At 71.6% G+C, this 14064-nt stretch carries 14 protein-coding genes; 6 read left to right on the top strand and 8 right to left on the bottom strand.

Annotated elements, in window-relative coordinates; translation table 11 throughout:
• Positions 1–368: 368 nt before the first annotated feature.
• The 4 genes from ACFWUQ_RS23940 to ACFWUQ_RS23925 all read left to right on the top strand — a co-directional run bounded on the left by ACFWUQ_RS23940 (position 369) and on the right by ACFWUQ_RS23925 (position 4901).
• Complete coding sequence (locus tag ACFWUQ_RS23940) at positions 369–1064, top strand: TerB family tellurite resistance protein (RefSeq protein WP_384541472.1); 696 nt, start codon at positions 369–371, stop codon at positions 1062–1064.
• A gap of 574 nt (positions 1065–1638) precedes the next feature.
• Complete coding sequence (locus tag ACFWUQ_RS23935; RefSeq protein WP_384541469.1) at positions 1639–3156, top strand: nucleobase:cation symporter-2 family protein; 1518 nt, start codon at positions 1639–1641, stop codon at positions 3154–3156.
• A 165-nt stretch (positions 3157–3321) separates the two neighbouring features.
• Positions 3322–4068, top strand: coding sequence for a DNA repair protein RecO (recO, locus tag ACFWUQ_RS23930; protein WP_384541467.1), 747 nt, complete (start codon positions 3322–3324; stop codon positions 4066–4068).
• Between the two features lie 11 nt (positions 4069–4079).
• Positions 4080–4901, top strand: a complete 822-nt coding sequence (locus tag ACFWUQ_RS23925) for an isoprenyl transferase (RefSeq protein ID WP_384541464.1) — start codon at positions 4080–4082, stop codon at positions 4899–4901.
• Between the two features lie 139 nt (positions 4902–5040).
• On the opposite strand, the gene ACFWUQ_RS23920 is transcribed toward ACFWUQ_RS23925, so the two are convergent.
• The 4 genes from ACFWUQ_RS23920 to ACFWUQ_RS23905 are packed head-to-tail and all read right to left on the bottom strand — an operon-like array spanning position 5041 to position 8227.
• Entirely contained in the window at positions 5041–5469 is a 429-nt protein-coding gene (locus ACFWUQ_RS23920; protein WP_384541461.1) for a Fur family transcriptional regulator, read from the bottom strand.
• Between the two features lie 51 nt (positions 5470–5520).
• Positions 5521–6384 carry a metal ABC transporter permease gene (locus ACFWUQ_RS23915; RefSeq protein WP_384541458.1) on the bottom strand — a complete coding sequence of 288 codons (864 nt, stop codon included), beginning with the start codon at positions 6382–6384 and terminating at the stop codon, positions 5521–5523.
• Positions 6384–7175 (bottom strand): metal ABC transporter ATP-binding protein, encoded by a 792-nt coding sequence (locus ACFWUQ_RS23910; RefSeq protein ID WP_384541474.1) that lies wholly within the window; start codon positions 7173–7175, stop codon positions 6384–6386. Before ACFWUQ_RS23910 ends, ACFWUQ_RS23915 begins: the two co-directional genes overlap by 1 nt.
• A 29-nt stretch (positions 7176–7204) precedes the next feature.
• A complete protein-coding gene (locus ACFWUQ_RS23905; protein WP_384541456.1) occupies positions 7205–8227 on the bottom strand; it encodes a metal ABC transporter substrate-binding protein in 1023 nt (340 codons plus the stop codon).
• A gap of 155 nt (positions 8228–8382) precedes the next feature.
• Here ACFWUQ_RS23905 and ACFWUQ_RS23900 point away from each other — a divergent pair, with 155 nt between their 5' ends.
• The gene (locus ACFWUQ_RS23900; RefSeq protein ID WP_384541454.1) at positions 8383–9765 is read left to right on the top strand and encodes a glycine--tRNA ligase; all 1383 of its coding nucleotides are present in this window, start codon (positions 8383–8385) and stop codon (positions 9763–9765) included.
• A gap of 76 nt (positions 9766–9841) precedes the next feature.
• Here the strand turns inward: ACFWUQ_RS23900 and ACFWUQ_RS23895 are convergent, their stop codons facing one another.
• The 3 genes from ACFWUQ_RS23895 to ACFWUQ_RS23885 all read right to left on the bottom strand — a co-directional run bounded on the left by ACFWUQ_RS23895 (position 9842) and on the right by ACFWUQ_RS23885 (position 11951).
• Positions 9842–10435 (bottom strand): TetR family transcriptional regulator, encoded by a 594-nt coding sequence (locus ACFWUQ_RS23895; RefSeq protein WP_384541451.1) that lies wholly within the window; start codon positions 10433–10435, stop codon positions 9842–9844.
• A gap of 21 nt (positions 10436–10456) precedes the next feature.
• Positions 10457–11512 carry an aldo/keto reductase gene (locus ACFWUQ_RS23890; protein ID WP_384541449.1) on the bottom strand — a complete coding sequence of 352 codons (1056 nt, stop codon included), beginning with the start codon at positions 11510–11512 and terminating at the stop codon, positions 10457–10459.
• Positions 11513–11606: 94 nt separating this feature from the next.
• Complete coding sequence (locus ACFWUQ_RS23885; RefSeq protein WP_384541446.1) at positions 11607–11951, bottom strand: DoxX family protein; 345 nt, start codon at positions 11949–11951, stop codon at positions 11607–11609.
• An 89-nt stretch (positions 11952–12040) separates the two neighbouring features.
• Between ACFWUQ_RS23885 and ACFWUQ_RS23880 the strand changes: the two genes are divergently transcribed.
• Positions 12041–12496, top strand: coding sequence for a MarR family winged helix-turn-helix transcriptional regulator (locus ACFWUQ_RS23880; protein ID WP_384541443.1), 456 nt, complete (start codon positions 12041–12043; stop codon positions 12494–12496).
• 89 nt (positions 12497–12585) lie between these two features.
• Here ACFWUQ_RS23880 and ACFWUQ_RS23875 read toward each other — a convergent pair whose 3' ends face one another.
• Positions 12586–14031: an MFS transporter gene (locus ACFWUQ_RS23875; RefSeq protein ID WP_384541441.1), complete on the bottom strand. Its 1446-nt coding sequence runs from the start codon at positions 14029–14031 to the stop codon at positions 12586–12588.
• Positions 14032–14064: the final 33 nt, after the last annotated feature.

Below are 14064 nucleotides of genomic sequence, written 5' to 3'. Positions count from 1 at the left end.
AACGGCGGGGGGGGCTCCCGGCCGCCCCGGCGGGGGGTCCCGGCGGCCGCCGGCGTGGCCCCCGCCCCCCCCCCGGTGGGGCGGGGCCCACGCGCGTCACCGGGCCGGGAACGGCCGCCGGCCGCCGTCACCCGGCCCGCTCCCCGGGGGCCGGTCCGCCGTACATCCGAAAGAGGGACCACCGCGGCCGGGCGCCACCCGCCGAGCATGTGGCGGCCCCCTGGGAGAGCGGCCGCGGGCGGGGGCGCAGACCGGCCAAGTCCGGGTCGCGGCAGAGGTTGTCCTGCCGCACGGCTGACGCATGCTCACCGATGTGGCTAACATCACGCCCACCCGGCGGTGCCGCCGGAAGGTGACGGAGGTGCGACGTGCTGCCAGTTCGGGGTGGGGACGGCCGGAAGCTGACGGTCTGGGGCACCCGTACCGCCTGGAGCACCGTGGGCGACGGGGAGTTCTTCTGCCCCGCCTGCGGTGGGGACCGCAACTACCGCAGGCGTACCGGGCGCCGCCGCTTCACCGTCCTCGGCGTGCCGCTGCTGCCGCGCGGGCAGGCCGGACCCGTCATCGAGTGCCAGGGCTGCCGCGAGCGCTTCGGCACGGACGTCATGGACCACCTCACCGCCACCCGCTTCACGGCGCTGCTGCGCGACGCGGTGCACACCGTGACCCTGGCCGTGCTCGCCGCGGGCGGTACGGCCTCGCGCAGCGCCCTGGAGGCCGCCGTGTGGTCCGTACGGGCCGCCGGCTTCCAGGACTGCACCGAGGAGCAACTGGAGTCCCTCGTGGAGGCGCTGTCCGCCGACGAGGGACGGCTGGGGCTGTACGACGTCCCGGAGTGCTGCGGCGCGGCCCTGTCGATCGAGCTCCACGAGGCGCTGGAGCCGTTGGCCCCGCACCTGGCCGGGCCGGGGCGCGAGTCGATCCTGCTGCGGGGCGCGCGGGTCGCTCTCGCGGACGGCCCGTACATCCCGGCGGAGCGCGAGGTGCTCGCCATCGTGGGCGCGGCGCTGCGGATCGACGCGCAGGAAGTGGCCCGGCTCCTGTCGGCGGTCCGGGCCCCGTAGGCCGGGAGGGCGGCGCGCGCCCGACCTCTTCGGGCCACCGCCGCCCCGCCCGTCACCGAAACCGGCCGGAACAGCTCCGTAGGACGTAACGATCCGGCCTCGCACGACCGAAATCCGGCGTTCCGCAGACCCCGCGCGGGTGCGGAGCCGGTGGCTCCGAGCGCTGACCATCCACCCCTTGGACGGGTGCGGTGGAGGCTACGGGCGGGTGGTGTTCCGACCGGTGATGCCGGATCTCCGCAGGTCGACGCCCCTGTGGCCTCCGTTTGAGCACCTCCGCCGGCGGCGCAGAGGCGGCAGCGGCCATACGCCTGCGGCCCGGAGCGCACCACTGGAGAAACCTACAGATCACGCCCGCCCGCGCGTCAACAATTTGTAGAAGTCGACGATATCTGTGAGGCCCCCCACAGGCGTTCAATTCCGGTCACACGACGAGACGCCGCCGGTAACACGGCGAGGCTTCGATCCCCGTGTAACCGGACCACCCCTGCGGACCAACGGGTTAGCGACCCACTCCGGCCGGGGCTCCACAGATCTCTCCCACTCACCTACCTCATTGAAGGGCAAGGCAGAGATGGCACGTGTCGCCGCCCGGCTCTCCTCCAGCGGAGAGCGGAGCACGCACCCGGTCGACGAGGTGCTCCCCCTCCCCAAGCTCGCGCTGTACGGCTTCCAGCACGTACTCGCCTTCTACGCCGGCGCGGTGATCGTCCCGATCATCGTCGGCAACGCGCTCAAGCTGAGCCCCGAACAGCTCGTCTACCTGATCAACGCGGACCTCTTCACCTGCGGTATCGCCTCGATCATCCAGGCCTGGGGCATCGGCCGGATCGGGGCGCGACTGCCCCTGATCCAGGGCGTGACCTTCACCGCGGTGTCCCCGATGATCGGCCTCGGCCTCGGCGCCGGGGGCGGTACGGCCGCCCTGCTGGTCATCTACGGCGCGGTCATCACGGCCGGCATCGCGACCTTCGCGTTCGCCTGGCTGCCCGCCAAGGCGTTCCGCACGGTCATGCGGCTGTTCCCGCCGGTCGTCACCGGCACCGTGATCACCGTACTGGGCATCGTCCTGATCCCGGTCGGCCTCAACGACGCGGCCGGCGGCCTGGGCAGCCCCGACTTCGGCGACCCGAAGCACTTCGCCTACGCCGGCGGCACGATGCTCTTCATCCTCGTCCTGATGAAGATCGGCAGGCCCTTCCTCTCCAGCATCTCCATCCTGCTGGGCCTGGTCGGCGGCACCCTGGTCGCCTTCCTCCTCGGGGACGCCCAGTTCGGGAACGTCGAGAACTCCGACTGGGTCGGTGTCACCACCCCGTTCCACTTCGGCATGCCGCAGTTCCAGTGGTTCCCGATCGTCCTGATGCTCATCGTCATGCTGATCACCATGGTCGAGACGACCGGCGACACCTACGCCGTCGGCGACATCGTCGGCAAGGAGGTCGACAGCGAGACAGTGGCCCGCGCACTGCGTGCCGACGGCGCCGCGACCGCGCTCGGCGGAGTCCTCAACTCCTTCCCGTACGTGGCCTTCGCCGAGAACGTCGGCCTGGTGCGGATGACGAAGGTGAAGAGCCGGTTCGTGGTGGTCGCCGCCGGCGTCTTCATGATCATCCTGGGGCTGCTGCCCAAGGCCGCCGCCATCGTCGCCGCCGTCCCGCACGGGGTCCTCGGCGGCGCCGCGACCGTCATGTTCGGCATGGTCGCCCTGGCCGGTATCCAGACCCTGGGCAAGGTGGACCTCAAGGAGGAGAAGAACGCCCTGATCGTGGGCGTCTCCCTCGCCTTCGCCCTGCTCCCGGCGACGGTCCCGGTCTTCTTCACCCAGCACATGGACGCGGACCTCTCCTCGCTCCTGAACAGCGGTGTCACCCTCGGCGCCACGGCCGCCATCGTCCTCAACCTGATCTTCAACGGCCTGTCCGGGGAGAGCCGGGCGGTACCGAAGATCGAGCTGCCGGCCCAGGTCGCGGCCCCGGCCGACGCCGCGGACGAGGCACCCGAGGTGGCGGACGAGGCACCCGAGGTGGCGGAGAAGGGCGCACCGCCCGCGGTGGAAAAGGCGGACGGAGCGCACACCCCGGCTCCCTGACCCTCCGGAAGGGGCGGCCCCCCGCCCGGCCCCCCGCCCGGCCCCCCGCCCGGCCCCCCGCCCGGCCCCCCGCCCGGACCCCCGTCCGGGCGGGGGCTGCCGCTGTCCGGGCCCCGCTCCCGGGACTGTCGCCGAGCCGGCCCCCGCACAGGCGACAATGGGCGCATGAGTCTGTTCCGCGACGACGGCATCGTGCTGCGCACCCAGAAGCTGGGTGAGGCGGACCGCATCATCACGCTGCTGACCCGGGGCCACGGCCGCGTCCGGGCCGTCGCCCGGGGAGTGCGCCGCACCAAGTCCAAGTTCGGCGCCCGGCTGGAACCTTTCTCCCACGCCGACGTGCAGTTCTTCTCCCGGGGCAGCGAGCTGGTCGGCCGCAGCCTGCCGCTCTGCACCCAGACCGAGATCATCGCCCCGTACGGCAACGGCATCGTCACCGACTACGCCCGCTACACCGCGGGCACCGCCATGCTGGAGACCGCCGAGCGGTTCACCGAGAACGAGGGCGAGCCCTCCGTGCAGCAGTACCTGCTGCTCGTCGGAGGCCTGCGGACGCTCTCGCGCGGCGAGCACGCGCCGCATCTGATCCTCGACGCCTTCCTGCTGCGCTCCCTCGCCGTCAACGGCTACGCGCCCAGTTTCGAGGACTGCGCGAAGTGCGGCATCCACGGCCCGAACCGGCACTTCTCCGTCGCCGCGGGCGGGGTCGTATGCGGCGACTGCCGGGTGCCCGGCAGCGTCGTACCCTCGTCGGAGGCCCTCGCCCTGCTCAGCGCACTGCTGACGGGCGACTGGGGCCACGCCGACGCGTGCGAGGCGCGTCACGTGCGGGAGGGCAGCGGGCTGGTCTCCGCCTATCTGCACTGGCATCTGGAGCGCGGGCTACGCTCCCTGCGATACGTCGAGAAATAGGAGCTGGGCACATGGCACGACGCGGGATTCTGGGACGCTCTCGCCGGGAGTACAAGGTTCCCGAGCCGCACCCGTCCGGCGAGCGCCCGCCGAAGATCCCCGGCGAGCTCGTCCCGAACCACGTCGCGGTCGTCATGGACGGCAACGGCCGCTGGGCCAAGGAGCGGGGCCTGCCCCGCACCGAGGGCCACAAGGTCGGCGAGGGCGTCGTGCTCGACGTGCTCAAGGGCTGCCTGGAGATGGGCGTCAAGAACCTCTCCCTGTACGCCTTCTCGACGGAGAACTGGAAGCGCTCGCCCGACGAGGTGCGCTTCCTGATGAACTTCAACCGCGACGTCATCCGGCGCCGGCGCGACGAGATGAACGAGCTGGGCATCCGGATCCGCTGGGTCGGCCGCATGCCGAAGATGTGGAAGTCGGTCGTCCAGGAGCTCCAGGTCGCCCAGGAGCAGACCGTCGACAACGACGCGATGACCCTGTACTTCTGCGTCAACTACGGCGGCCGCGCCGAGATCGCGGACGCGGCGCAGGCGATCGCCCGGGACGTGGCCGCGGGCCGGCTCGACCCGTCGAAGGTGAACGAGAAGACGTTCGCGAAGTACATGTACTACCCGGACATGCCCGACGTGGACCTGTTCCTGCGTCCGAGCGGGGAGCAGCGCACGTCCAACTACCTGCTCTGGCAGAGCGCGTACGCGGAGATGGTCTTCCAGGACGTGCTGTGGCCGGACTTCGACCGGCGCAACCTCTGGGCGGCCTGCCTGGAGTACGCCCAGCGCGACCGCCGCTTCGGCGGCGCCGTCCCGAACCAGGCGGAGGGGCAGACGGGCTGACCCGCCTCCGGGGACCCGGGCCGGCTCCGGAGGGGGCTGTCCCGGGATCCGCGGCGGGCGCGCGACGCCAGCGCCGCGGCGGGCGCGCGACGACAGCCCGCGGCCCTCGCCGTGGTCCACCGGGGGGTGCGGGCCGTCCTCAGCCGGCGGCGGCGCAGTCCGCGCAGGTGCCGAAGATCTCCACCGTGTGGGCGACGTTCACGTAGCCGTGCTCGGCGGCGATCGACTCCGCCCACTTCTCCACGGCCGGACCCTCCACCTCGACGGCCTTGCCGCACGTGCGGCAGACCAGGTGGTGGTGGTGGTCGCCGGTGGAGCAGCGGCGGTACACGGACTCGCCGTCGCTGGTCCGCAGGACGTCGACCTCGCCGGCGTCGGCGAGCGACTGGAGGGTGCGGTAGACGGTGGTCAGGCCCACGGAATCGCCACGGTGCTTGAGCATGTCGTGGAGCTCCTGGGCGCTGCGGAACTCGTCCACCTCGTCCAGCGCAGCCGCCACGGCGGCCCGCTGCCGGGTGGACCGTCCTCGTACTGGCGCGGTATTCATCTCGCCAGGCGCAGTCGCCACCGGTTCCTCCTCGTATCGGCCTCGGCCCATTGTGCCAGGAGACCGCCCCGGCTAGACCTTCACGTCGTCGCCGGTACAGACCTCCTCGTTCGCCCGGGCGTCCCTCGCCCGGCGCCGGGACAGCGGTGCGGACAGGGCCGTCAGCACGACGAAGACGCCGATCGCCAGCAGTACGATCATGGCGCCGGACGGCGCGTCGACGTAGTACGTGGTGGCGGTGCCGGTCAGCGAGACGGCGAGGCTGATCGCGACGGCGAGGCCCAGGGTGGCGGCGAAGCCGCGGGTGAGCCGCTGGGCGGCCGCCACGGGGATCACCATCATGGCGCTGACGAGCAGCAGGCCCACGATGCGCATCGCGACGGTGACCGTGACGGCGGCGGTGACGGCGATCAGCAGGTTCAGGGCGCGCACCGGGAGACCGGTGACCCGGGCGAACTCCTCGTCCTGGCAGACGGCGAAGAGCTGGCGGCGCAGGCCGATGGTGACGGCGAGGACGAACGCGGCGAGGATCGCCATCGCGGTGACGTCCTCGGAGGCGACGGTGGTGATCGAGCCGAACATCGAGCCGAGCAGGTTGGCGGTGGAGCCGCCACCCACGTTGATGATCATCACGCCGCCGGCCAGGCCGCCGTAGAACAGCATCGCCAGGGCGACGTCGCCGCTGGTCCTGCCGCGGGAGCGGATCAGCTCCATGCCGACGGCCCCGAGGACCGCCACCAGGGTGGCCATCCACACGGGGCTGGTCTGGAGCACGAAACCGAGGGCCACACCGGTCATCGCGACGTGGCCGAGGCCGTCGCCCATGACCGCCTGGCGGCGCTGCACGAGGTACGTGCCGATCGCGGGTGCGGTGATGCCCACCAGCGCGGCGGCGATCAGCGCCCGCACCATGAAGGGGTAGTCGAGGAGGCCCATCAGCTCAGCAGTCCCGTCCGCAGGGGTTCGGCGTCGTGCGCCGCGTGGGGGTGTACGTGGTCGTGGCCGGGCAGGGCGTGCTGTCCCAGGGCCTCCGGGGGCGGGCCGTCGTGCGTGACGCAGCCGTCGCGCAGGACCACGGCCCGGTCGATGAGCGGTTCCAGCGGGCCCAGCTCGTGCAGGACGAGCAGGACGGTCGCGCCGGCCTCGACCTGGCGGCGCAGCGCGTTGGCCAGGACCTCCTGGTTGGCGAGGTCCACGCCGGCCATCGGCTCGTCCATGATCAGCAGCTCGGGCTCGACGGCGAGCGCCCGGGCTATGAGGACGCGCTGGTGCTGGCCGCCGGAGAGCGCGTTGACCGAGGCGTCGGCGTAGGAGTCCATGTCGACCAGGGCCAGCGCCCGCTCGACGGCGGCCCGGTCGGCCTTGCGCAGCATGCCGAAGCGGGTGCGGGCCAGCCGGCCGGCCGAGACGACCTCGCGGACGGTGGCCGGGACGCCGCTGGCGGCGGTGGTGCGCTGCGGGACGTACCCGATGCGCGACCAGTCGCGGAAGCGCTTGAAGTCCGTTCCGAAGAGGGAGATCGCGCCCCCGGACAGCGGGACCTGGCCGACGACGGCACGGACGGCCGTGGACTTGCCGGAGCCGTTCGCTCCGAGCAGCGCGACGACCTCGCCGCGGTGGACGGCGAGGTCGATCCCGCGCAGCACGGGACGCGAGCCGAGCGAGGCCGTGGCCCCGCGCAGGGATATGACGGGCTGGTCATCCGCCTGTCGGGGCATGGACTGCATGGCTCGCGCCTCCGTTGCTGCTGCTGTCATTACTTGGCTCCGAGCGCCTTCTGGAGGTTCTTCAGGTTGGAGCGCATGACCTCGAAGTAGTCAGCGCCCTGGGACTTGTCGCTGATTCCCTCAAGCGGGTCGAGGACGTCGGTCGTCAGGCCGGTGTCCTGCGCGAGGGTCTTGGCCGTCTTGTCGCTGGCCAGTGTCTCGAAGAACACCGTGGTGACATTGTCCTTCTTCGCGACGGCCTGCAGCTCCTTCATCCGCGCCGGGCTCGGCTCGGACTCGGGGTCGACGCCGGAGATGCCCTCCTGGTCGAGGCCGTAGCGCTCGGCGAGGTAGCCGAAGGCGGAGTGGGTGGTGATGAAGGTCTTGGAGGCCGTGTTCGCCAGACCGTCCTTGAACTCGGTGTCCAGCGCGGTCAGCTTGGCGACGAGGTCGCCGGTGTTCTTCCGGTAGTCGGCCGCGTGCTCCGGGTCGGCCTTCTCCAGGGCCGCGCCGACGCCCTTGGCGACCTCCGCGAACTTGGCGGGGTCGAGCCAGACGTGCGGGTCCTCGCCGGCCTCGCCGTGCTCGTGGCCGTCGCCCTCGGCGTGCGCCTCGCCCTCGGCGTGCGCGCCGTCCTGGGCGTGCTCGTCGCCGTCGGTGTGCTCGTGGCCCTCCTCGCCGTGGCCGGGGCCGCCGTGGACCTCCAGCGGGGTCAGGGCGGCCGCGTCGACGACGTTCTTCACGCCGGACTGGGCCACGGCCTTGTCGACGGCGGGCTGCAGGCTCTTGAGGTAGAGGACCACGTCGGCCTCGGTGAGCTGCGCGGTCTGCTTGGGGGTGATCTCCAGGTCGTGCGGCTCGACACCCGGCTTGGTCAGGGTGTCGACCTTCACGTGGCCCTGGCCGATCTGCTCGGCGAGGAACTGCAGCGGATAGAACGACGCCGTCACGTCGAGCGTGCCGTCCGTGCCGCTCCCGGCACCGGCTTCCGAGGAGCAGGCGGTGAGGGCGGAGGCGCCGAGGGCTACGGCGCCGGCGAGGGCGGCGGTGGGTATGAGGCGTCGTACGTTCATGACATCCATTTTCATCAAAAATGGAAACGATTGTCAAAAACCCAGGTGAGGGGCCCGGGCGGAGGGCGGGGAGGAGGGATCCGATTTGAAAGGGGGGGTGCGGGCGCCGGTAACCTGAGGCATTCGCCGTTCGTCCTCGTAATGAAGAGAGCACCGTGGCCGCCGACAAGATCGACACCATCGTCAGCCTGAGCAAGCGCCGTGGCTTCGTTTTCCCGTGCAGTGAGATCTACGGCGGCTCCAAGGCCGCCTGGGATTACGGCCCGCTGGGTGTCGAGCTCAAGGAGAACATCAAGCGCCAGTGGTGGAAGGCGATGGTCACCGGCCGTGAGGACATCGTCGGTATCGACTCGTCCGTGATCCTGGCCCCCGAGGTCTGGGTGGCCTCCGGCCACGTCGCGACCTTCTCGGACCCGCTGACCGAGTGCACCTCCTGTCACAAGCGCCACCGCGCCGACCACCTGGAGGAGGCGTACGAGGCCAAGCACGGCCGCCAGCCCGCGAACGGCCTCGCCGACGTCAACTGCCCCAACTGCGGCGTCAAGGGGCAGTTCACCGAGCCCAAGCAGTTCTCCGGCATGCTGGAGACCCACCTCGGCCCGACCCAGGACACCGGCTCCAAGGCCTACCTGCGGCCCGAGACCGCCCAGGGCATCTTCACCAACTTCGCCCAGGTGCAGACCACTTCGCGCAAGAAGCCCCCCTTCGGCATCGCGCAGATGGGCAAGTCCTTCCGCAACGAGATCACCCCGGGCAACTTCATCTTCCGCACGCGCGAGTTCGAGCAGATGGAGATGGAGTTCTTCGTCAAGCCGGGCGAGGACGAGCAGTGGCAGGAGTACTGGATGGCCGAGCGGTGGAACTGGTACCGCGACCTGGGCATCCGCGAGGAGAACATCCGCTGGTACGACCACCCGAAGGAGAAGCTGTCCCACTACTCGAAGCGCACCGCTGACATCGAGTACCGCTTCAACTTCGGCGGCAACGAGTTCTCCGAGCTCGAAGGCGTGGCCAACCGCACCGACTTCGACCTCAAGGCCCACTCCGCCGCCTCCGGCCAGGACCTCACCTACTTCGACCAGGAGGCCGGTGAGCGCTACACCCCGTACGTCATCGAGCCGGCGGCCGGTGTGAACCGCGCCATGCTCGCCTTCATGCTCGACGCGTACAACGAGGACGAGGCCCCCAACGCCAAGGGCGTCATGGAGAAGCGCACCGTGATGCGCCTCGACCCGCGCCTGGCCCCGATCAAGGTCGCCGTGCTGCCCCTGTCCCGCAACGCGCAGCTGACGCCGAAGGCCAAGGGCCTCGCCGCCGACCTGCGCAAGAACTGGAACATCGAGTTCGACGACGCGGGCGCCATCGGCCGCCGCTACCGCCGCCAGGACGAGATCGGTACGCCGTTCTGCGTCACCGTCGACTTCGACACCCTGGACGACAACGCCGTCACCGTGCGCGAGCGCGACACGATGAAGCAGGAGCGCGTCTCCCTGGACCAGATCCAGAGCTACCTCGGCAGCCGCCTGCTCGGCTGCTAGGCCCGCAGCGGCGGAGAACCGGTGGCCCGGCGCGCACGGCGCACCGGGCCACCGGTCCGTCCGGGGCGGGGCCGGATCAGGCCCGCAGCCCCCGGACGACCAGCGCGGTGACCGCCTCGAACTCCGCGACGATCGTGGGGGACACCCAGTCGCCCGCGTACTGGGGGTCGTGGAAGCGGCCCGTGGCGTCGAAGACCGCGCGGGCGGCGGCCGGCACGTCCTCGGCGGCGAGCGACCCGTCCGCCACGCCCTCGGCGATGATCCGGGTCAGCTGGGAGATCAGCTGGCTCAGGTGGGCGTCGACCACGCCGCTGCTCTCGGCCAGCAGCACGGTGTAGGTGGCGAACAGCTCCGGATCGGCGCCGGCCTTGCGGCGCTTGGCCTCGAAGAGCGCCTCCAGCCACGCCTCCAGCTTGGAGGGCGCGCTGCCGGCCGGATCCGCGGCGATCTCCTCCAGCTGGACGACGCTCTTGGCGAGCCAGCGGTCGGTGACGGCCTCGCGCAGCGCCGCCTTCGACGGGAAGTGCCGGTACACACTGCCGTGGCTGACGCCCAGGGCACGGGCCACGTCCACGACGGTCGCCTTGGTGGGACCGAAGCGGCGCAGCACCTCCTCGGTCGTTTCGAGGATGCGCTCGGGGTTCAGCGGTTCGGCAGCGGCGGGAGGCATGTGTACGACCGTACCGCCCGCTCAGTGCTCGCTGTCCAAGTGGGCCATCTGCGCCGCCGGGTACCGCTCGCCGACCGCGGCGCCGGCCGGTATCGCCTCCTCGACGGCGGCCAGGTCGGCGGCGCTGAGCACGACCTCCACGGCTCCCAGGGCCTCGGCGAGCCGGTCCCGGCGCCGGGCGCCGACCAGCGGCACCATGTCCACGCCCAGCAGCGGCCCCCGTGAGAGCACCCAGGCGATGGCGATCTGCGCGACGCTGACGCCCTTGCCCTGCGCGACCCCGCGCAGCGCCTCGACCAGGGCGAGGTTCCGGTCGAGGTTGTCCCCCTGGAAGCGCGGGCTCATGCCGCGGAAGTCACCCGGTGCCAGCACGCGGTCGCGGGTGAAGTGCCCGCTGATCAGACCCCGGGACAGCACCCCGTACGCCGTCACCCCTATGCCGAGCTCGCGGGCGGTCGGCAGGATCTCCCGCTCGATGCCGCGCGATATCAGCGAGTACTCGATCTGCAGGTCGGAGATCGGTGCCACGGCGGCGGCCCGGCGCAGGGTGTCCGCGCCCACCTCGGACAGGCCGATATGGCGTACGTGTCCGGCCTCGACGGCCTCGGCGATGGCTCCGACGGTCTCCTCGATGGGCACGTCCGGGTCCACGCGGGCGATCCGGTAGATGTCGATGTGGTCCCGGCCGAGCCGCTGGAGCGAGTAGGCCAGGAAGTTCTTGACGGCCTCGGGGCGCCCGTCGTATCCCGTGAATCCGCCCTCGACCGTCCGCAGGGCGCCGAACTTGACGCTGGTCAGGGCGCGCTCACGCGCCCCGGCCGGCGCGGTCCGCAGGGCTTCGTTGATCAGCAGCTCGTTGTGCCCCATGCCGTAGAAGTCGCCGGTGTCGAGCAGGGTGACACCGGCGTCGAGCGCCGCGTGCACCGTCGCGATCGACTCGGCGCGGTCGGCCTCCCCGTACAGCGCGGACATGCCCATGCAGCCGAGCCCGAGGGGGAAGACCCGGGGCCCGTTCGCGCCGAGACGGCGGGTGGCGGCTCCGGGTGCGGTCGCGAGGGCGTTCTCGTTCGTAGTCATGGAACGAGAGTGGCATGACGAGTGACAGATTTCAATATCTGTCACTCGTCAGGGCGACGGTGGTGCCCAGGGAAGGCTGGAGGGGCCGCGAACGCTACGCCGCGACGCGCAGGACCACGGCCGCCGCGGCCAGGACGGCGAGGACCGCCGCCGGCGCCAGCTCGTAGTCCTTGACACGCAGGTGGCTTATGACGGCCCCGATGAAGTACAGGGTCACGCCCACGGCGGCCGCCACGCCGAGCGGCGCGATCCACAGGCCCGCGATCAGCCCGACCGCGCCGGCGGCCTTGACTGCGGCCAGTCGCGGCAGCCAGGACTCCGGCACCTCGACCTTGCGCATGTTGGCGAGGATCTGGTCGTTGCGCCGGAGGGTGAGCGTGGCGGAGGCGATCAGGGTGAGGGCGAGCAGGCCGGCGACGACGGCGTAGGCAGTGAACACGGGGGCTCCAACGGTCGATGGTATCTAATCATTGAATATCATCAACGATCGGCCCTCCGCAATCATTTCTCGGTTGTTACGATGTGGACATGACGGCAGCTCAGGACGGACCACACCCCCCGCAACGGCTCGGGCTGCTGCTCGCCTGGCACGGCTCGGTCACCCAGGTCCGGATGAAGAGGGCGCTCAGCGCGGCCGGTCTCACCCCGCGGCACGCCATGACCCTCATGCACCTGGAGGAGGGCCCCATCAGCCAGCGCGCGCTCGCGGACCGGTTGGAGGTGGACCCGAGCGTGCTCGTCGGGATCCTGAACGACCTGGAGGGCGACGGCCTGGCCGAACGCCGCCGGGACCCGGCGGACCGCCGCCGCCACAACGTGGCCATCACCGAGTCCGGCTCCACGGCCCTGGGCCGGACGAACGCGGCCCTCGACGAGGTGGAGCAGGGGCTGTTCGCCGGCTTCTCCCCGTCGGACCGGGACACGCTCCGCGACCTGCTCGCGAGGATCGACACGCGGGCGGACGGCTTCGACTGCCAGGAGTAGCGCGCCACGCCGCCCGCCCCCGCCGCCGGACGGCCGGAGCCCCCGTCCGCCCCGCCGGAGCGCCGCCGGGCCCGCGCCGCCCTACGGCCTCAGGCGTCCGCCGGCGTGCGGGCGGAGGCGGGGTCGAGGGTGCGGGCCGTGCGGGCCGCCGTCTCCCGGGCCCAGGCCCCGCTCGTCGCCACGCCCACCACCAGCACCAGCGCCCCGCAGAAGGCGATGATCCACCACGCCGGCCGGGCCGCCGTCTCGAAGTCGGAGCCCCCCGCCAGCCCCGCCGCCAGTACCGCGCCGACGATCGCGATGCCCAGCATGCTGCCCGTCTGGCGGCTCGTGGACGCGATGGCGGCCGCCACGCCCGCCTGGGCGCGCGGCATCCCGGACACCGCCGTGTTCGTCACCGGCGCGTTCACCATGCCGAAGCCGAGCCCGAACAGCACGTACCCGGTGAACAGCAGCGGCGTGGAAATCTCGGCCGCGAAGACGGCGAACAGCAGCCCGCTGGCGGCCATCGCGACGCCCGCGATCAGCAGCGGGAGCCGCGGCCCCCGGGTCCCCACCAGCCGCCCCGACACGGGCGCGAACAGGAATGTCAGCGCGGCCATCGGCAGCATGTACAGGCCGGCGTGCAGCGCGCTGAGCCCCTTCACGTCCTGGAGGTAGAGCGTGTTGAGGAAGAGGAAGCCGGCCATCGCGGCGAAGGCGCTGATCGCGATCACGGTGGCGCCGCTGAACGGAGCGCTGCGGAAGAACCGCAGGTCGATCAGCGGCTCCTCGCGCCGGGGCTCGTAGATCAGCAGGCCCGCGAACGAAGCGACGGCGACGACGGCGCAGCCGGCGATCAGCGGTGAGCGCCACCCGGCGGCCGGGGCCTCGATGATCCCGTACGTCAGGCTGCCCAGCAGCGCTATCACCAGCAGCTGGCCCACCGGATCGGACCGCCGCGGCCGCGCCGCCCGGGACTCCGGGATGTGGCGCAGGGTCAGCGCGAGCGCGACCAGACCGAACGGCAGGTTGACCCAGAAGATCGAGCGCCAGCCCACCGAGTCCACGAGCAGTCCACCGATCAGGGGACCCGCGGCCATGGCGATGCCCGCGACCGCGCCCCACACGCCGATGGCACGGGCCCGCTCGGCCGGATCGGTGAAGGTGTTCGTGATGATCGACATCGCCACCGGGTTCAGCATCGCGCCGCCGACGGCCTGCACCATCCGGAAGACCACGAGCCAGCCGAGGCCGGGGGCCAGCGAGCACAGCACGGAGCCCACGGTGAAGAGCACCAGGCCCGCGACGAACACCTTGCGGCGGCCGATCCGGTCCGCCGTGGAGCCGGCGAGCATCAGCAGCGAGGCCAGCACCAGGGTGTAGGCGTCGATGGTCCACTGCAGCCCCGCGACGGAGGCGTCCAGATCCCGGCGCATCGAGGGGAGCGCCACATTGAGCACGGTGTTGTCGAGGCTGACGATCAGCAGGCTCATGCAGCAGATCGCCAGGACGATGACGCGCTGGCGGCGGCCCGGCTGACTCGGCTCGATCATGCGGCCGATGGTACGTCCGCCCCACCGCCCCGG

This window comes from Streptomyces sp. NPDC058662, assembly GCF_042716255.1.
Taxonomy (GTDB): Bacteria; Actinomycetota; Actinomycetes; order Streptomycetales; family Streptomycetaceae; genus Streptomyces.
This window is presented reverse-complemented; position numbering and strand designations above follow the sequence as displayed.

What these genes read in the sequence shown, in the direction of transcription:
- ACFWUQ_RS23915 (WP_384541458.1), bottom strand. Translation starts at nt 6,384, where the DNA reads ATGGGCCTCCTCGACTACCCCTTCATGGTGCGGGCGCTGATCGCCGCC.
- ACFWUQ_RS23925 (WP_384541464.1), top strand. Translation starts at nt 4,080, where the DNA reads ATGGCACGACGCGGGATTCTGGGACGCTCTCGCCGGGAGTACAAGGTT.
- ACFWUQ_RS23910 (WP_384541474.1), bottom strand. Translation starts at nt 7,175, where the DNA reads ATGCAGTCCATGCCCCGACAGGCGGATGACCAGCCCGTCATATCCCTG.
- ACFWUQ_RS23905 (WP_384541456.1), bottom strand. Translation starts at nt 8,227, where the DNA reads ATGAACGTACGACGCCTCATACCCACCGCCGCCCTCGCCGGCGCCGTA.
- recO (WP_384541467.1), top strand. Translation starts at nt 3,322, where the DNA reads ATGAGTCTGTTCCGCGACGACGGCATCGTGCTGCGCACCCAGAAGCTG.
- ACFWUQ_RS23895 (WP_384541451.1), bottom strand. Translation starts at nt 10,435, where the DNA reads ATGCCTCCCGCCGCTGCCGAACCGCTGAACCCCGAGCGCATCCTCGAA.
- ACFWUQ_RS23890 (WP_384541449.1), bottom strand. Translation starts at nt 11,512, where the DNA reads ATGACTACGAACGAGAACGCCCTCGCGACCGCACCCGGAGCCGCCACC.
- ACFWUQ_RS23935 (WP_384541469.1), top strand. Translation starts at nt 1,639, where the DNA reads ATGGCACGTGTCGCCGCCCGGCTCTCCTCCAGCGGAGAGCGGAGCACG.
- ACFWUQ_RS23880 (WP_384541443.1), top strand. Translation starts at nt 12,041, where the DNA reads ATGACGGCAGCTCAGGACGGACCACACCCCCCGCAACGGCTCGGGCTG.
- ACFWUQ_RS23875 (WP_384541441.1), bottom strand. Translation starts at nt 14,031, where the DNA reads ATGATCGAGCCGAGTCAGCCGGGCCGCCGCCAGCGCGTCATCGTCCTG.